Consider the following 17,294-nt stretch of genomic DNA (forward strand, 5'->3'; position numbering starts at 1 on the left):
GCGGGCCGGTGGAACCGATGTACATGCCGGGGCGCTTGCGGACGGCCTCGAGACCTTCAAGGATGGTGATCGATGAAGCGTCATAATTGTGTTCAGTGTTTGCCACTTTTAACGAACACTCCTCGCTACTTTTCCGATACAGACCTTTTCATATTACACCCTTATCCCCCTACGCAGTAGCAGGCGCAATGCGGGAAACGGCAAAATAAGCCTGTTTTTGAGGGTGTGGCCTAAAAAATTATCCGTAGGTGTCCCGCGGTCCCCTGCCCTTGACATGCAGCGGTCCCTTGCGCCAGCTTGGTGCCTTCGGTCCGAAGATGCGTAACTCAGAAATCGTATTTGGACCCACCTTTTCGGCGATGACCTGCAGAATCTGTCTCTGCATCATGCGGAGATTGGTGGCCCAGGCAGTGGAATCACAGGTGATGAACAGCTTTTTATCCTTGATCATCTCCACACGAGCGTGTTGAGCGATCTTCGGCCCCACCAGTTCCTCCCAGTGGGAAGTGACCCAACCAGCAGCGATATCTTTTCCCCACCCCCGGGATTGGATTTCCTTATTAAGGATGGATCCCAGGGGTTCAGCCGAACGCACATACGGTTTATAACGGCCGTCGAGGCCGGTGGGTCGGCCTTTTTTGTACTTTGCCGAGCCCGAAGCACCACGCGACGCCGAAGTGCGCGGGGTCGAGCGTCGAAAAGCATCTTTAGCGTTGAGGTCAGGCACCCGGCCGTTGCGACGACGTGCCTCATTACGCACCCGCTCAAAAGCCTGGGCGATCGGATCAATCTCATCGCTCATGATTCAGCATCCAGAAGTGAGATTCTGCCAGCATCGGTGTCCTGAACGGTGACCGTGTGACGTGCGATGATGGCGGCCTTCAAATTCTCGGGGAGATCATCATTGACAGCTGCGGTGATGAGCACCTGCTCAGCTTCCTGCGCGATACTGACAAGTTTTTCGCGCCGGCCAGCATCAAGTTCAGAGAAGACATCATCCAGGATGAGCACCGGATCAGTGCCATCAGAACGTAAAAGTTGGAATTCCGCAATGCGCATCGACAGTGCAAAAGACCAGGTCTCACCATGACTGGCAAAGCCCTTGGCCGGCTGCCCACCCAGGTAGAGATCAAGATCATCGCGGTGCGGACCCACCAGACTCAGGCCCCGTTCGATCTCGCGCTGGCGTTTGGCTGCCAGCTCAGTGAGCAGGGTGGCTTCGATGATGCCGGTATCAAACTCCTCGAAGTGGGCAAGACCGTTATCGATGGTCGTTTTGTAGTTCGCTGCTGCCGGGCGGGATTCCGGGGCAATGGTCTGATAAGCCTCATGGATTTGCTCACCCAACTCTTGAACCAGTGCAAACCGGGCAGCCATGACTTCTGCTCCCAGTCGTGCCAGCTGACCATCCCAGGCATCCAGGGTGGTCAAAGCCGCAGCCCCCTCATCATTTCCATACCCACGACGCAGCGCCATGGTGGCAGTTTTCAACAGGGCATTGCGCTGCTTGAGCACCTTGTCATAATCAGCCTTCACCCCGGCCATGCGCGGTTTCCGGGTCGCCAGGATGTCATCGAGATAACGCCTGCGCTCAGCCGGTTCACCCCGCACCAGGGCAAGATCTTCCGGGGCAAACAACACGGTTTTGATCACTCCGAGCAGCTCCCGCGGGGATTTCACGCGGGTGCGATTGATCTGCCCCTGGTTCGCGGCATGGGGTTTGATCAACAAATGAGCTGCCAGCTCACGACGCTGGTTCACCGCGACAGCGGAAATCCTGGCATTTGCCGCATTTGCCCGCACCAGCGGCGCATCCGTGGACACCCGGTGCGAGGACAGATGTGCCAGGTAGCCGATGGCTTCCACGATATTGGTCTTCCCGAAACCATTACGGCCCACGAAAACTGTAATTCCAGGTTCCAGCTCTAGATTGAGTTCAGGCCAGGACCGGTAGTCACGTAATTCCAAGGAACGGATGTACATGGCGGCGACCCTCCCTTTTCATACTCTCAATGTGGGGTTTTGGTATAGCACCGCGCCCCCTTGTGAAAGGGGAAATGGTGTCCCACCACAAGGGGGCGCGATACCTTTTCAGGCACGGTTTTCTCTACAAGAAACCGCTGGTCAAACTGGGGGTTTAATGCTGTTTTAGCCCGGAAGTCGGACTGGCATCAGCAGGTAGGTGAAGTAGGTGTCCGGAGTCTGGAAGATACCGCGTTCATCTGCCTCTGGGAATTCTTCCGGCTCCGGGACCATGATGGCTGGACGGGAAGGTTCGGTGAATCCGAACACTGCACGGGAGGTGGGAAGAACAGAAAGTCCATCCTTCAGGTAGCCCGGGTTGAAGGCGATGCGCAGATCCTTACCGGTGAAAGCACACGGGAGGATTTCCTGGGCATGACCAGCATCGGAACCGCCGGCGGACAGGATGACCTGGCCTTCAGAGAATTCCATGATGATCTGGGCATTTCGGTCAGCAACCAGGGACACACGACGAACAGCATCCAGGAGAGCTGAGATCTCCACCGAGGCAATCGCAGTGTGTTCCTTGGGCAGCAGCGGCTGAATATTCGGGAAGTCCGCATCCAACATGCGGGTGGTGCTTTCGCGGTTATCGGTGTGAATACCAAAAAGTCCTTCACGGCCGACCTGTTCACCGGTACCAACAGCAATCTCGATGGGATCGTTGAGGCTGGTGTCCAAGGTGCGAGCATTTTCCAGGAGGGTCTTCGCGGGAATCAGCAGCTTGGCGTCGATTCCGGTGGAGGTTGGTTCCCATTCGAAGGTACGCAGTGCCAGACGGAAACGGTCCGTGGCGGCAAGGCTGATCTGGTTGCCGTTGATCTCCATGTTGACACCGGTGAGCATGGGCAGAGAATCGTCTCTACCTGCAGCGGAAGCAACTTGGGTGACAGCTTCTGTGAAGAGCTTCGGATCGATGGTTCCGGTGGATTCCGGAAGGGTCGGAAGCGTTGGGTAATCATCCAGTGGGATGGAAGGCAGCTCGAAGCTGGTGGTGCCACAGGAAACCTGGACCTTGGATCCGTCGAGACGGAAGTCAACCGGCTTGTTCGGCAGGGTGCCGATGATTTCCGAGAGCATCTTGCCGGCAACAGCAATACGACCAGGAACAGCAACCTCTGCGGAAACACGGACCCGGGTGGACACCTCGTAGTCGTAACCTGCCAGTTCCAAGCCTTCATCATCAGCTGTGATCAGCATGGCTCGCAACACCGGCTGGGTTGGCTTGGTGGGCAGGTTTCGAGCAACCCAGCCCACGGACGTGACCAGATCCTCCCTGGCCACACGGAATGACACGTTTTGTGGCTCCATGCTGACTTAAAGCTCCTTGAAAAGTTCGTTGACTAAATATCATTCCAACGTTTCCATGGCATGACCAGGGATTATCCCGGAATCAGATGGCTGAATCCGGGTGTTGCTCCGGGAGAAGTGCCAGCAGGGACAAAGTTGTTGTTCCTGTCAGCACCGACGTAGCGGTTGTTGGAATTGCACATCCCTAACGTACCTGTGCCCAGCACAGTTCGGGAATTTGTAATTTCAATCTTTGCCCGTTTGGAGCTGAGCTCCGATCGATGATTTTTGTCATTCACCAACGTTTCTCCCCAACCCCTCTTTCTCTTAGTTAAGTTCTAGTAAGAAGAATGGTAGTAACAGTAGGTCCTGTGCACTCTGTGGATGAAGCATCATCGACCAAGGTAGCTGTGAAAATCTGCCATGTGAAGCAGCTTGTGGATAGCCTGTGGATAACTCAACCAGCCTGTGGATAACTTCCGGGAGGTGGATTCTATCCCCAGAAGGGTGAAATGTATCCCCAGCTTATACACAGTTTTCGGGTAGTTGTGCACAGGCCTGAAATCGACTGGACCCATGTTCCAAAGTGACCGAATTCACCAAATTACAAATCTGTAATTACACAGCTGTGCATAGGGTTGTGGATAGTTTTTCAGCTTTTCACTCTCTTTACCGAGGCTGTTTTCTTGTCATTTCACCCTTTTGGCCATCTTGGGGATCTCGCACTCCTCTGACCTGCTGCTTCAGTGGCCAGAGCTGCAGGAAAACGCCATCAAATGACAAAAATCCGGTCTTCTCACTAACTGCAGCACCACTTCCACACCTCGTGGAACTCCCCTGAAACTGTGGAAACACAAAAATGGCCCACCTTTTTAAAGGTGAGCCATCTTTTGTCATTCTCAGTGTGCCGTTCTGGGATCCGTCCCCCTGAAAAGCACTGGAAATGTAGTTCTAGTTTCGACCCCTGGACTTGATCAGCTGGGTCAGCTGCTGGATTTCATCGTAGGTATCGCGCTTTTCGGTCATTTCCTGCCGGATCTTCCTGTCGGCATACATCACAGTAGTGTGGTCCTTACCGCCAAAGACATCACCGATCTTGGGCAGTGACATATCGGTCAGCTCACGGCACAGGTACATCGCCAGCTGGCGGGCATGAGCCACTGCACGGGTTTTACCTGCTCCACGCAGGGTGTCCACGGAGATCTCGAAGTATTCCGCAGCCACTTCCATGATCACAGGTGCTGTGATCTCCATGTCCTCAGGCTCTGGGAGGATGTCGCGCAGTGCGACGATCGCCATTTCCTTATCGATCGGCTGATTGATCAACGAGGAGTATGCGGAAACACGGATCAGGGCGCCTTCCAGTTCACGGATGGATGATTCAAACCTGCTGGCAATAAGTTCCAGGACTTCACGGTCCACCTGCGTGCCGTCTGCCTGGGCTTTCTTCATCAAAATGGCGATCCGGGTTTCCAGATCAGGTGGCTGGATATCGGTGATCAGACCGCCCTCAAAACGGGTCCGCAGACGATCTTCCAACGTGGTCAGCTGACGTGGCGGACGGTCAGAGGACAGGATGATCTGCTTTTCCGCCTGGTGGAGTGCATTGAAGGTATGGAAGAACTCCTCCTGGGTTCCTTCCTTACCTGCCAGGAACTGGATGTCATCCACCATGAGGATGTCCAGGTTGCGGTACCTGCGCTTGAAGGACTCCTGGCGGTCGTCTCGCACGGAGTTGATGTAGTCGTTGGTGAATTCCTCACTCGAGACATACTTGATCCGCAGGCCAGGCTGTAGCTCCTGCGCATAATTTCCCACTGCATGCAGCAGGTGTGTTTTGCCCAGGCCGGAGCCACCAGAGATAAACAGTGGGTTGAAGGCCTTGGCAGGGCTTTCGGCCACCGCCACCGCAGCCGCGTTGGCGAAACGGTTGAAGGGCCCGATCACAAAACTCTCGAAGGTGTACTTCGGGTTGAGTGATACTTCCCTATTGGGGTTGTGAGCAGGAGTTTCACGCGGAATGCGCTGTGGATGTGCCGGCTGCTGGGGTGGTTCCACCGGGGCCGGGTTGGGATCAAACCCCTGATCAAAGGCTGGTTCACTGTGCGTTGATTGCCAACCACTTGGGCTCTGCTGGGACTGCTGCTGGGTGTTCTCCCCCACGATGAATTGCCCGGGGGCACTGTTTCTGGACTGCTGTGCTGGCATCTGGGGCTGAACCTGCTGCTGAGCAGGATGCTGTCCCGGGTGATGCCCGGAGTTCTGTCCTGCATGCTGGCCGAGCTGTTGGCCTTGATGTTGCCCAAACTGCTGGCCAGCACCCTGAGCACCACGCTGCCCGGAACCTTGAGCCTGGTTCTGCCCCTGATGCTGTCCACCATGTGGGTAGTTGATCTCCTGCTGCTTTGGCGCAGGTGGCGCGTGGGGATCCTCGGGTTCTTTTGACGGCTCAACGCTGACTGCAAGGCTGAATGACCTGCCCATACGCATGGACAGCACCTTGGTCAGAGATTCACCCAGGTCATGTTCAATGGCATTTTTGGCCAGGGCATGCGGAGTGGAGAGCACTGCGTACCCATCAACCAGGGCGATTGGTTTGGCCAGGTTGAGGTAGGCACGTTGGGTTGGGGTCAGTGCTGGTATACCACTGTCGGGTTGCTGGCTCAAACTATTGAGGTCTTCGACGACCTGACGCCAGGTTTCGAGCAAGGAAGATGAGTTCTGGCTCACTATTTTGAGGATCTCCTTTTGTCGAAACGACTAATTTTTATGTCTTTTCGCGGGGTGCGAAAAGGTTAATTTCATATGTGGACGAGATGGCGGGGAAATGACAATTATTCAAATGTTGTCCACTGTGCACTTCTTGGTATTTCTACAGCTTGTTCCACACCTTGAAATGGCTTCTAACCATTGTCTCCACAATGTTGTCCACAGCTGTGGACAACTTTCCCAAAAATCACTTATCCACAGGATAGCGCACAACCTGTGGAAATAATGCATCGCCTAGAAAAGGTTTCTACCTGCACTTTCGCCTCCCGGAAGCTGGCTTGGTGTTCAAGATTTGAAAGTTATCCACAGGTGGAAGCTTTCACAGGGTGTTGAATCTCTGTGTTGAATTCATTGTTACCCGCAGGTCAATCCCTGTGTCCAACCCCTGTGGATTGTTTTTCCCGGCTGGTTTCCGGACTTGGGCAGGAAGTGCCCTGGGAAAGGCGTTTGGGCGGGCAATACACCCTCCCACCAGTGGTTAATGCCACCTTTGTAATTATGGGGGCCCCCGTGATTTGCGTGGAGTATCGATTTGTTTTTAGAGGTCGACTTTGCCTAAGCTGGTCTAGTCTGTCGCATCGTATGATCTCGGTTATTGATCCTGATCTCCAAGACATAACGAATGTGCTTTTGAGAGCTGCACTTTCAGATGAAGTGCGGCGAGTGGTTCCACACCAGGAGCCACACCTCAATTCGAATCATCCAAACTGTTGGGTGATCGTTCCCCGGAATAATCGGGCTGTTGCGAATCCGCTGTTACGGCTGTGCTCGCAAGGGATGTCCGTCGTACCGGTGTGTCCGGTGACCCGACAACAAAAATATTAGGAGTGTTTAACGTGACTAAGGGCAAGCGGACGTTCCAGCCGAACAACCGTCGTCGTGCACGTGTTCACGGCTTCCGTCTTCGTATGCGTACCCGCGCCGGCCGTGCAATTGTTGCGGCTCGTCGTCGCAAGGGTCGCGCGAAGCTGACCGCGTAGTAGCGTCACCAAATTTAGGTGTCACAACGTTGCTTCCCCCGCAGAATAAACTGAATTCATCTGTGCAATTTCGCACCACGATGAAGAAAGGCCGACGCTCGGGAAGCAAAACTGTAGTTGTACATCTGTGGGATAGTGCCGAATCGTTGGATGGCACCGGGAAACAAGGCGTAGTTGCCTCTTCCGGTGGTCCACGGTTCGGCCTTATCGTTTCCAAGGCCGTCGGGAATGCTGTGATTCGTCACCGCACCTCCCGACGGCTTCGTCATGTGTGCGCCACCATTGCAGCAGATTCTCCGGAGCTCCTCTCCCCCACTCACCATGTGGTGATCCGGGCATTGCCGGGATCGGGTGAGGCGTCATCGCAGGATCTGGAACGTGATATCCGCCATGGACTGAAGAAGGCTGGTCGTGTACGAACCGATAAGTGATGATCCCCAGGTCATCCCTCCACCGAAAGGGCCTGCAGCGAAGGTGCTGGCAGGTGCGGTTCGTTTCTACCAAAAGTATTTGTCTGGCCTTAAGATGGCATCGACATGTCGCTTTGATCCTGTCTGCAGCACCTATGCGCTGAAGGCGGTATCGGTTCATGGGGCTGCAAAGGGAACTGTTCTGGCCTCTGCCAGGTTGTCCAAGTGTGGGCCCTGGCATCCCGGTGGTTATGATCCGGTTCCCCACCCGGGTTTCTGGTCCACTGAGACAGTCAAGTAGTTATTTTCGGCTTAAGCATATGACGTGAAAGTGCCCTAAAAAGTACATACGTCTTATTAACAATCGAGGAGTTTCGACTCACAGTGCTCAACTTCATTTATTGGCCGATCTCGGCCATCCTGTGGTTCTGGCACCAGGTGTTCAGTTTCGTACTGAGCCCTGATTCCGGAATCACGTGGGCCCTGTCGATCATGTTCCTGACCTTCACTATTCGTACTGTTTTGGTCAAGCCCATGGTCAACACCATGCGTTCACAGCGCAAGATGCAGGACATGGCTCCGCGGATGCAGGAAATTCGCGCCAAGTATAAAAACGACCAGCAGAAGATGATGGAGGAATCTCGCAAGCTCCAGAAGGAGGTAGGAGTTAATCCCATCGCGGGTTGTCTCCCGATGCTGGTTCAGATTCCGGTGTTCATCGGTCTGTTCCACGTATTGCGTTCCTTCAACCGCACCGGTGATGGTGTCGGCCAGCTGGGAATGAGCATCGAGGAAAACCGCAACACTCCGAACTACATCTTCGATGTGGAGCATGTGCAGTCCTTCCTGGCTGCAGATCTCTTCGGAGCTCCGCTGTCTGCCTTCATCACCATGCCTGAGGAGGCTTTCGCAGCGTTTGCCGCTGATGTCTCCCGTCTGAACATCGCGCTGGTTGCAGCACCGATGATTCTCATCATCGTTGTGGCCACCCACATGAACGCCCGTCTGTCGGTTAACCGTCAGGAAGAGCGTAAGCGTAGTGGTAAGCAGGCTGCACCTGGTAATGACCAGATGGCCATGCAGATGCAGATGATGAACAAGATGATGCTCTGGTTCATGCCGGCCACCATTTTGTTCACCGGTTTCATCTGGACCATCGGTCTGCTCATCTACATGATGTCCAACAACGTGTGGACCTTCTTCCAGCAGCGTTATATCTTCGCGAAGATGGATGCTGAGGAAGCTGCCGAGGAGGAAGTGAAGAAGGCTGCAAAGCGTTCCACTGCTCCAAAGCCCGGTGCCAAGCCGGTCAATCAGAAGAAGCGTAAGAAATAAGCTCCTTCCATATAATGACAACAGCCACCGCCCAATCATGGGTTGGTGGCTGTTGTCGTTATAGTTGTCAGTGATACATCTGCCATGACCATCCACACAGTCCATATCAAGGAGTTTTTCCAGTGACCACGCCACCAGCAGCCGCTGAACTTTTCGGGGACAACCTCGACAAAGCCATTGCCTATCATGAGTCCCTGGCCACCGATGGGTCCATCCGTGGATTCATCGGACCCCGTGAGATCCCCCGTCTGTGGGATCGTCACATCCTCAACTGTGCTGTCATCGGTGAGGCGATGGACAAGGATATTTCCGTGGCGGATATCGGATCGGGTGCGGGCCTGCCGGGTATCCCGCTGGCACTTGCCCGTCCTGACCTGAAGATCACCCTCATCGAACCGCTGCTGAAGCGTTCGGTGTACCTGGGTGAGGTTGTTGAGCTGCTAGGCCTGGACAATGTCACGGTCATCCGGGGACGCGCTGAAGAGAAGGCTGTGCGCAAGCAGGTCGGCCATGTGGATGTGGTCACCTCCCGTGCGGTGGCCCCACTGGGGCGCCTGGCCGGTTGGTCCCTTCCGTTGGCCAAGATCGGTGGCAGGATGATTGCCATGAAGGGCTCCAGCGTCACGGAGGAGATCGAACGCGACGATAAGGACATCCGCCGCGCAGGTGGCGGAAACATCAAGGTGTACACCGTCGGGGAGAAGCTTCTCGACGAACCGACCACCTTGATTTCGATCAGTCGGGAACGATAAGCAAGGGGTTTTCTGACCCCATCCACAGTTAGGCCAGCTGTGGTGGAACGAACATGGCCTGACGCACTAATGTGGATGTGATGCCACGGAGAGATAAAGGGATGGTAGACGTCGATGGATGACAATACTTTTTGGGAAGATACACCTATTGCCCAGGCTGCACGCCGAGCTGCGCAGGTGATGACCCCCAATTCCCTTAGCCTGCCCAAGCCACCGCAACCCAGGCTGATCACCATTGCCAACCAGAAGGGCGGCGTGGGTAAAACCACCAGTACCGTCAACCTGGCGGCCTCTCTGTCCATTCATGGGCTCAAGGTGCTGGTGGTGGACCTGGATCCGCAGGGTAATGCCTCCACCGCACTGGGTGTGGAGCACCGTTCCGGAACACTGTCGTCCTATGAGCTGCTCATCGGCGAGTGCACCGCGGATGAGGCCATGCAGCCCACCACGGCCAATGAGAACCTTTTCTGTATCCCCGCCACCCTGGATCTTGCCGGGGCGGAGATTGAGCTGGTCAGCCTGGTGCGTCGGGAATACCGCCTGGCGGATGCGCTGGGGCTTGATTTTATCAAGTCACATGATTTTGATTATGTCCTCATTGATTGCCCACCATCCCTGGGTCTGCTCACCATCAATGCGATGACCGCTGTCACCGAGGTGCTCATTCCGATCCAGTGTGAGTACTACGCACTTGAGGGCGTCGGTCAGCTGCTGAACAACATCACCATGTTGCGCCAGCACCTCAACCGTGAACTGCACATCTCAGCGATTCTGCTGACCATGTACGATGCCCGCACCAACCTGGCTGAGCAGGTGGCCACTGAGGTCCTGGATCACTTTGGTGATGTGGTGCTGCGCAATAAGATCCCGCGTTCGGTCAAGGTGTCCGAGGCACCCGGCTATGGGCAGACCGTGATCAATTATGATCCCGGTTCCCGCGGGGCGATGGCCTATCTTGATGCGGCCAAGGAGCTGGCCAACCGTGGGGATTTCCTTCCTTCGGAAGATTCTGGTCCTGTGGGCGTAAAACCTGCCGATAAGCAGTAAACTTCTTTAGATACTTAACTTTGTGTTGTGCTGTATGAAAGGTGCGTCTTAAACGATGTCCCAGAACAAGGGTTCCGACAAGTCCCAGACGGAGAAGCGTAAGGGCGGTCTGGGGCGCGGTCTGGCCGCACTTATCCCATCCGGCCCGAACACCGATTCACCGGGGCTTGGAGGTGGCGCGGCCGACATCATCCTCGGTGGTGTCGCCGGCGAGCGTTCCCGTCGCCGTCCAGAGTCCTCCCCTGGCACCACACCTGGTTCCTACGCAGGTTTGGGAGCACCCTTCACCGGCATGAGCAGGCCTGCTGCCCCAACGTCGAAGAAGCCTGCCCCTGGGGCAGACACCCCGAAGCCGGGCCCAACCCCAACTCCCTCCCCGGCCCAGCCAGCTGCACAGGAGACGGAGGTGGCGTCGGCAAGCAACTTTGGTGCCTCCTACCAGGAAGTCCCGATCCACCAGATCGTTCCTAATCCGCAGCAGCCGCGGTCAGTTTTTGATACCGAGGCTCTCGATGAGCTGGTGCATTCCATCCGTGAGTTCGGCCTCATGCAGCCGATCGTGGTGCGTCGTTCCGGTGATGGTTTTGAACTCATCATGGGTGAGCGCCGTTGGCGTGCCTCCAAGCGTGCCGGCCTGGAATTCATCCCCGCGATTGTGCGTGAGACCGATGATTCCGAGATGCTGCGCGATGCCCTCCTGGAAAACATCCACAGGGTACAGCTCAACCCACTGGAAGAAGCGGCCGCCTACCAGCAGCTGCTGGAGGAATTCGGTGTCACCCAGGCGCAGCTGGCGGATAAGCTGGGCCGTTCCCGTCCGGTGATCACCAACATGATCCGTCTGCTCAACCTGCCGTTGAATGTGCAGTCCAAGGTGGCAGCTGGTGTGCTGTCCGCTGGTCATGCCCGCGCGATCCTCGGTCTGCGTGCCGGTGAGGATGCTCAGGACGCTCTGGCCACCCGCATCATCGCAGAAGGCCTGTCGGTCCGTGCTACGGAAGAGGTGGTGCTGCTGCAGAACCGTGGTGAGGATGCTGAGAAGAAGCCCCCACGTGAGAAGGAACCGACCCCTGAGGTGTTCACCCGTGCGGCGGAATCCCTGGCAGACAACCTCGACACCAAGGTGTCGGTGATGATGGGCAAGCGCAAGGGGCGCCTGGTGGTGGAATTCGGCGACAAGGATGATTTTGAACGCATCCTGGGCCTGATCCAGGGCCAACAGGATCACTGACCCACGAGGACACACCGGCATGCAGGCCTCATTGTTCCCCATCACCCACGACAACCTGTTCCTGCTTCACCCGCAGGCCAGGAAGTCGGTGTTCTGGGAGCTTGAAGCCGAAGCTGCCGCACGCGTGGAGGAATCCGGTTTCCCCGACTTTGAGAAGGAAGCCTGGCTCTCCACCACCCTGTTTGAGCAGCAGACCTGCGGGTATTCCATCGGTTACCTCAATGAGGCACCCACACCGTCCACACCGGCGATCGCCAGCGTGATCTACTGCCCACGCACCTCCGCCCCGGGCGCTGCCGTCCTGCCCACCGCACCGGTGTCACAGGACGCCTCGGTAATCACCAGCCTGTTCATCGACGAGGTTTTCCGGGGCATGGGGATGGAAGCGGTGCTTCTCGACGCCGCCCTCGTCGACCTCATCAAACTCGAGGTCCCCGCCGTGGAAGCCTTTGGCTTACGCGACTCCAAGATCACCGGTTCCGTGGAATTGGACCCCATGGTGCGTGGCCTGGTGGCACAGAGGAACAAGATCGGCCTGATGGAAGTCGCCGTTCTGGAATCTGCTGGCTTTGAAATTGTGGCCGACCATCCGGTCCTGCCCCGCCTGCGCATGGAGATGCCACCCCAGGATCCCCTGATGACCGCCATGGAGGCTCAACTACTCCTGGCCAGTGTCGAGGCACATTAGAAGCCCTGTGGGGCTTCTCATGGCGTTCTGACCCGTTAATCGTGGTCGCAGGCTCCCGCGCTAAGGCTGGGGATATCCAAGGATAAGCTTTATCCTTTACCGTCTGGAGGGAAACAGAACAGAGGTGCACAGATCATCTTCCTGATCTGCACACCCCTGTTGTGTGGTTCTGGGTGTGAGAACCTATTCAGCTTCAGACTTCAGCAACTCACTGAACTTGAAGGTACCGGTCTTGGGCTGTTCGGCTTCATCCAGGAGGTAGAGACGCTTGACGGCCACCACGATGGCTTCCGCGATGCGGTCCCGCATCGTTGGATCGGTCAGCACAGCCAGGTCACCCGGGTTGGTGAGGTAACCGGTGACGATCTCCACGGTGGGCATCCGGGTCAGACGCAGCATCTCCCAGGTACGTGCGTGGCTGCCGCAGTTGTTCAGCGGGGTGCGTGCCACGATCTCCTTCTGAATATAGGAGGACAGGGTTTCCCCGGCCAGGGAGCTGGTGGCGGATTCAGAACCGAAGTAGAAGGTGGCAACACCGTTGCCCTTCTCATTCGGGTAGGAATCGCACTGCAGACTCAGGGTGAGGTCAGCACCGAAGGCGTTGGCGATGGAAGCACGATCAGACACGGATGGGTCATCCATGTGTGGGCGGGACAGGATCGTCTCCATACCCGCGGCGATCATGCGGCCTTCCAAACGGGTGGCCAGATCCCAGAGGATCTCCTCTTCGGTGATGTCACCGAAGGGGCCCTTGACGGTGCGTCCCTTGTTGGCGCCACCCAGTGCCGGGTCGATGACCACACGTTTTCCAGTGAGGCGCGGGCCCGCGCTGCGGACACGTTCACGTTCGTGGATGGCCTGGGCGGAACCACCCTTGATACGCAGACCCAACCTGGACAGGGCGCGGATGGTATCCGGACCACAGATGCCATCATCCTGGAGACCATAGTTGAGCTGGTAGTTCTTCACCGCGGCATGCGTGTTCTCACCGAAGTGGCCGTCGATGCGTTCGGTGTAGAAGCCCAGTTCCTGCAGGTGTGTCTGAACCTCCACGACATCATCGCCGACAAGCTGGTTGCCTGGCTGGAAGACCAGGACGCGGGCACCGAGTGTGTAGGACGCCTCGCGGAGAACACGCAGGGTGAGCTGATCGATGATGCCGGAGGGGATGATTCCACGATCCTGCTGGAACGCCTTGAGGCTTGAGCTCAGTTCCTCATCGAAGTAGGTTTCTTCCTCATGGAACTTCTGGGATTCTGTCAAAGCTGACATCTCCCGGTTATAGCCTGCAATCACACCAAGGCGTGCGAGTGTATTGCGCACCTCGGCGACACGGGGGCTGCGATCGCCAACCCTCAAGACGTCTGACACCCTGCTCCCTTCCCTGTTCAAAACAAAAACCCCTTGTGTACTGGGATTATCATGTATCTGATTTTTTGAATGTTTTTCAAAATGGATGTGGATAGATTAGCAGCTATAGGTGCTCTTCCAGCTTTGCCACGATGTCCGCCTTCGGACGGAGTCCCACAAATTCATCAACCTTTTGCCCATTTTTGAAGATCAGGACGGCAGGGATGGACATGATCTGGAACATAGCACCCAAGGTACGTTCTGCATCAACATCCACGCTGGCAACGACAGCCTTGTCGCCGTACTCTCCGGCGATCTCCTCGATGATGGGGCTCAGCTTCTTACATGGGCCACACCACTCTGCCCAGAAATCGACGATGACAGGTTTATCAGAGTCGATGACCGTGGACTTGAAGGTCTGCTCGGTGACTGCAACTACATTGCTCATGGTTGTTCCTTAAAGGTTCTCTCATCGGCGGTGACTGTGGAGATGAGGGGAACTGGATGTACAGCTCCCCCACGATGTTTCAGTTACCGGAAGATCATATGGACAAAGGGGTGCTGCCACATACAACCGGTGGTGGGCGCATGGAGAAAACATGCTTTCCACAAGGCTAATGACCGGATTGATTTATGGTAGACAACACGGGCAACGAAATGGCCACAAGACGGCCACATTTTGCCCGGCAGCTAAATGGGCAGGTGGAAGTACTACTTTAGCCGAGATCAGCGAGGTAGTTCTCGGCGTCGATGGCCGCACGACAACCGGAACCGGCTGCGGTGATGGCCTGCTGGTAGTGGCTGTCCACCAGATCGCCCGCGGCGAAGACACCGGCGACATTGGTGCGGGTGGAGGGGTGCTCGACCAGAACGTAGTTGGATTCATCCAGTGCCACCTGGCCCTGGAGCATCTCGGAACGTGGATCATGGCCGATGGCCACGAACATGGCGCTGACTTCAAGGTCGGAGACGTCACCGGTGATGGTGTCCTTGAGCTTCAGCCCGCTGACCTTGCCCCCGGCGTCGACAACCTGCTCCACGGTCTTGTTGGTGACAAAGTGGATCTTGTCGTTTTTCTGTGCACGCTCAAGCATGATGGCGCTGGCACGGAATTCTTCACGACGGTGCACGATGGTGACTGAACGGGCGAACTTGGTCAGGAAGGTGGCTTCCTCCATAGCGGAGTCTCCACCACCGATGACGGCGATGTCCTGATCACGGAAGAAGAAACCATCGCAGGTGGCACAGGAGGAAACGCCACGGCCGAGCAGCTCCTGCTCACCGGGGATGCCGAGGTAACGGGGTGCGGAACCGGTAGCCAGGATGACGGCGCGGGCCTGGTACTCGTCCTCGCCCACCCAGATCTTCTTGATGTCACCGGTGAGGTCCACACGGTCCACCAGTTCCATGTGCATCTGGGTGCCGAAACGCTCAGCCTGGCCGCGCATGTTTTCCATGAGCTCAGGGCCGAGGATGCCCTGTTCAAAACCGGGGAAGTTCTCCACGTCGGTGGTGGTCATGAGGGAGCCGCCGTACTCATAGCCTTCGAACATGATCGGGCTGAGGTCTGCACGCGCGGCATAGACAGCTGCGGTGTAGCCGGCTGGGCCGGAACCGATGATGGCAACATCGTGGATCTGGGACTGTTCTTCAGACATTGACTTCCTGTTTCCTCTAAGAGCGTTATGTGCCCCGGCAGTTGACCTGCCAGGTGTGTGGTGGTCCTGCCATCACACGTCACCTTAGGATTCTAGGTGGCTTGGCCGTGCCACCCTATTTGGTGACTCCATCTGATTCAACGGACCGGGCCCTGTCAAAGGTTCCGGGATGTTCCAATCTCACAGGTGGAGAGGGGTGTTCACTACTTCACATCAACGCTGAATAAGGTGCGGGAATTCCCCTCCACCGTCCTGTCCTCTGGTAGGAGAGATGGTTGTTTAGCCGGGATTCACTGATGTGATGTGGGGTTAGCGGCGTGGGAATAAGAAAAATGCCCTTCTGAACTGGGAGAGTCAAGCTTGTCTAGAGTCTGATTCCCCTGCCCGGAAAGGCGTCTCGCAGGTGCAGGTATCTCACACGTCACAATCCCTGCCCGTGTTATTCGATGACCTCAACCTCGTGTCGACCGCCGGTCTGCTCCCCGGTCATGCGCCTGACCGACGCCGCAGGCATGGTTGCCGGTGCCGAATCCATCGACGACATGAACCAGATACGCCACGGCGGCATGGGCACATTGTTCGACCGGATCTACGCACCCTCAACCCTGGGTTCCTTCCTCTGGTCGTTCACCTTCGGCCACATCCGCCAACTCGGCACCGTCGCCTCCCGGTCCCTCACCGGCCTGGCTACCCACGCCCCGGCCCTGATACCCGCCCCGGCTGCCGCCAGCAGCAGGGAACATGACGGGTATGTCTTCGTCGATGTCGACGACACCATCATCGAAGTCCACGGCCCCCAGAAGCAAGGCGTAGGCTTCGGTTGCTCCGGCATCCGGGGACTCAACGCCCTGCTGGCGACTGTCCCCCCGAAGAATTCCGCCCCGGTGGTCGTCGCCCAACAACTCCAGGCACGCCTGCTATGGCAAGCACCTCATCACCGAAAGACGATCGGTGCATTGGGTTTAATCTCCCTCCCCGGTTTTTATTCTGTTCCGGCGAAGAAGTCGGCCTGCAGGAGGGTGCGCAGCTGTGCCTTGGCGCGTGCCCGGCGCGATTTGATGGTGCCGGGTTTGACTCCCTCGTAGTGGGCGACGTCGTCGATGCAGTATCCGCCGAGGTCGACCAGGAGGAGGGCGTTTCTCTGGTCGGTGTGGAGTTGGTCCATGGCCTGGCGGATGGTGAGTGCGACATCGAGGTAGCTGAGTGGGTCTACGGCTAGGCGTGGGTCTTCGGCGGGTGTGGTGTGGGTGTCGTCGAGGATGGCCAGTTCTCTGCGGGAGCGGTGTCTGGCCCAGTCGAAGCCGCTGTTGAGGACGAGTTTGTGGAGCCAGGTGGAGAGTGCTGCTTCGGCACGGTAGAGGTGCATGTTTCTGCTGGCTTTGAGCAGTGCGTCTTGGAGGATGTCGTGGACGTCGTCTTCGTTGCGGCCGTATTTTCGGGCTGCCCATTTCATGTGTCTTTCGTGGCGGGTGACGATGGTGGTGAAGGCGGTGTGGTCGCCGGCGACGTAGGTGGCCACCAGTTGGGCGTCGCTAGGTTCTGTTTCTGGGTCTGGCTGTGTGGGGCGCCTGATGGTTTTTCTCATGGCTCCCCCACTGGTGGTGATTTGTTGTTCTGGCAGCACGGACATGCTTTTCCCCCTGGCTCCTGGTGGCACACTCCCCGGTGTTCCGTTTTCTTCAGCAGTAGCGATTAGTATCTGTGCTACCGGTGATGATGTGCCGGGTCGGGGCGACCACTGGAGTTGGTGGTATCGGGTGGA

At 56.8% G+C, this 17,294-nt stretch carries 16 protein-coding genes and 1 pseudogene; 9 read left to right on the forward strand and 8 right to left on the reverse strand.

What is annotated here, in order from left to right; all coding sequences use genetic code 11:
* Positions 1-238: 238 nt before the first annotated feature.
* The 4 genes from Q0M74_RS02460 to dnaA form a co-directional block, all read right to left on the reverse strand.
* A complete protein-coding gene (locus Q0M74_RS02460; protein ID WP_293951461.1) occupies positions 239-802 on the reverse strand; it encodes a DciA family protein in 564 nt (187 codons plus the stop codon).
* Positions 799-1,983 (reverse strand): DNA replication/repair protein RecF, encoded by a 1,185-nt coding sequence (recF, locus tag Q0M74_RS02465; protein ID WP_293951463.1) that lies wholly within the window; start codon positions 1,981-1,983, stop codon positions 799-801. Before recF ends, Q0M74_RS02460 begins: the two co-directional genes overlap by 4 nt.
* 165 nt (positions 1,984-2,148) lie before the next feature.
* Positions 2,149-3,333, reverse strand: a complete 1,185-nt coding sequence (dnaN, locus tag Q0M74_RS02470; protein ID WP_293951464.1) for a DNA polymerase III subunit beta — start codon at positions 3,331-3,333, stop codon at positions 2,149-2,151.
* A gap of 930 nt (positions 3,334-4,263) precedes the next feature.
* Positions 4,264-6,042, reverse strand: coding sequence for a chromosomal replication initiator protein DnaA (dnaA, locus tag Q0M74_RS02475; protein WP_293951465.1), 1,779 nt, complete (start codon positions 6,040-6,042; stop codon positions 4,264-4,266).
* Between the two features lie 875 nt (positions 6,043-6,917).
* Between dnaA and rpmH the strand changes: the two genes are divergently transcribed.
* The 8 genes from rpmH (at position 6,918) to Q0M74_RS02515 (ending at position 12,524) form a co-directional block, all read left to right on the forward strand.
* Positions 6,918-7,061, forward strand: a complete 144-nt coding sequence (rpmH, locus tag Q0M74_RS02480) for a 50S ribosomal protein L34 (RefSeq protein ID WP_293951466.1) — start codon at positions 6,918-6,920, stop codon at positions 7,059-7,061.
* A 29-nt stretch (positions 7,062-7,090) separates the two neighbouring features.
* Positions 7,091-7,492: a ribonuclease P protein component gene (gene rnpA, locus Q0M74_RS02485; RefSeq protein ID WP_293951467.1), complete on the forward strand. Its 402-nt coding sequence runs from the start codon at positions 7,091-7,093 to the stop codon at positions 7,490-7,492.
* Complete coding sequence (gene yidD / locus Q0M74_RS02490; RefSeq protein WP_293951468.1) at positions 7,473-7,772, forward strand: membrane protein insertion efficiency factor YidD; 300 nt, start codon at positions 7,473-7,475, stop codon at positions 7,770-7,772. The genes rnpA and yidD overlap by 20 nt, the downstream gene beginning before the upstream one ends.
* 83 nt (positions 7,773-7,855) lie before the next feature.
* Entirely contained in the window at positions 7,856-8,806 is a 951-nt protein-coding gene (yidC, locus tag Q0M74_RS02495) for a membrane protein insertase YidC (protein WP_293951469.1), read from the forward strand.
* 122 nt (positions 8,807-8,928) lie between these two features.
* Positions 8,929-9,558: a 16S rRNA (guanine(527)-N(7))-methyltransferase RsmG gene (gene rsmG, locus Q0M74_RS02500; protein WP_293951470.1), complete on the forward strand. Its 630-nt coding sequence runs from the start codon at positions 8,929-8,931 to the stop codon at positions 9,556-9,558.
* Between the two features lie 114 nt (positions 9,559-9,672).
* Positions 9,673-10,605, forward strand: coding sequence for a ParA family protein (locus Q0M74_RS02505; protein ID WP_293951471.1), 933 nt, complete (start codon positions 9,673-9,675; stop codon positions 10,603-10,605).
* 55 nt (positions 10,606-10,660) lie between these two features.
* A complete protein-coding gene (locus Q0M74_RS02510) occupies positions 10,661-11,836 on the forward strand; it encodes a ParB/RepB/Spo0J family partition protein (RefSeq protein WP_293951472.1) in 1,176 nt (391 codons plus the stop codon).
* A gap of 19 nt (positions 11,837-11,855) precedes the next feature.
* A complete protein-coding gene (locus Q0M74_RS02515) occupies positions 11,856-12,524 on the forward strand; it encodes a hypothetical protein (RefSeq protein WP_293951473.1) in 669 nt (222 codons plus the stop codon).
* 183 nt (positions 12,525-12,707) lie between these two features.
* Here Q0M74_RS02515 and Q0M74_RS02520 read toward each other — a convergent pair whose 3' ends face one another.
* The 3 genes from Q0M74_RS02520 to trxB all read right to left on the reverse strand — a co-directional run bounded on the left by Q0M74_RS02520 (position 12,708) and on the right by trxB (position 15,532).
* Positions 12,708-13,895: an N-acetylmuramoyl-L-alanine amidase gene (locus Q0M74_RS02520; protein ID WP_293951474.1), complete on the reverse strand. Its 1,188-nt coding sequence runs from the start codon at positions 13,893-13,895 to the stop codon at positions 12,708-12,710.
* Between the two features lie 103 nt (positions 13,896-13,998).
* A complete protein-coding gene (gene trxA, locus Q0M74_RS02525; RefSeq protein ID WP_293951475.1) occupies positions 13,999-14,322 on the reverse strand; it encodes a thioredoxin in 324 nt (107 codons plus the stop codon).
* 268 nt (positions 14,323-14,590) lie between these two features.
* Positions 14,591-15,532, reverse strand: coding sequence for a thioredoxin-disulfide reductase (trxB, locus tag Q0M74_RS02530; protein WP_293951476.1), 942 nt, complete (start codon positions 15,530-15,532; stop codon positions 14,591-14,593).
* A gap of 403 nt (positions 15,533-15,935) precedes the next feature.
* Here trxB and Q0M74_RS02535 point away from each other — a divergent pair.
* Positions 15,936-16,440, forward strand: a pseudogene (locus Q0M74_RS02535) (IS1380 family transposase); the annotation flags it as partial.
* A 74-nt stretch (positions 16,441-16,514) separates the two neighbouring features.
* On the opposite strand, the gene Q0M74_RS02540 reads toward Q0M74_RS02535, so the two are convergent.
* Entirely contained in the window at positions 16,515-17,117 is a 603-nt protein-coding gene (locus tag Q0M74_RS02540) for a sigma-70 family RNA polymerase sigma factor (protein ID WP_293951477.1), read from the reverse strand.
* Between the last annotated feature and the right edge of the window lie 177 nt (positions 17,118-17,294).

This window comes from uncultured Corynebacterium sp. (assembly GCF_945649885.1).
In the GTDB taxonomy this organism is placed as follows: Bacteria; Actinomycetota; Actinomycetes; order Mycobacteriales; family Mycobacteriaceae; genus Corynebacterium.

Coding starts and splice junctions, on each gene's coding strand:
- Q0M74_RS02540 (WP_293951477.1), bottom strand. CDS start 17,117: ATGAGAAAAACCATCAGGCGCCCCACACAGCCAGACCCAGAAACAGAA.
- trxB (WP_293951476.1), bottom strand. CDS start 15,532: ATGTCTGAAGAACAGTCCCAGATCCACGATGTTGCCATCATCGGTTCC.
- trxA (WP_293951475.1), bottom strand. CDS start 14,322: ATGAGCAATGTAGTTGCAGTCACCGAGCAGACCTTCAAGTCCACGGTC.
- Q0M74_RS02505 (WP_293951471.1), top strand. CDS start 9,673: ATGGATGACAATACTTTTTGGGAAGATACACCTATTGCCCAGGCTGCA.
- Q0M74_RS02510 (WP_293951472.1), top strand. CDS start 10,661: ATGTCCCAGAACAAGGGTTCCGACAAGTCCCAGACGGAGAAGCGTAAG.
- recF (WP_293951463.1), bottom strand. CDS start 1,983: ATGTACATCCGTTCCTTGGAATTACGTGACTACCGGTCCTGGCCTGAA.
- Q0M74_RS02515 (WP_293951473.1), top strand. CDS start 11,856: ATGCAGGCCTCATTGTTCCCCATCACCCACGACAACCTGTTCCTGCTT.
- dnaN (WP_293951464.1), bottom strand. CDS start 3,333: ATGGAGCCACAAAACGTGTCATTCCGTGTGGCCAGGGAGGATCTGGTC.
- Q0M74_RS02460 (WP_293951461.1), bottom strand. CDS start 802: ATGAGCGATGAGATTGATCCGATCGCCCAGGCTTTTGAGCGGGTGCGT.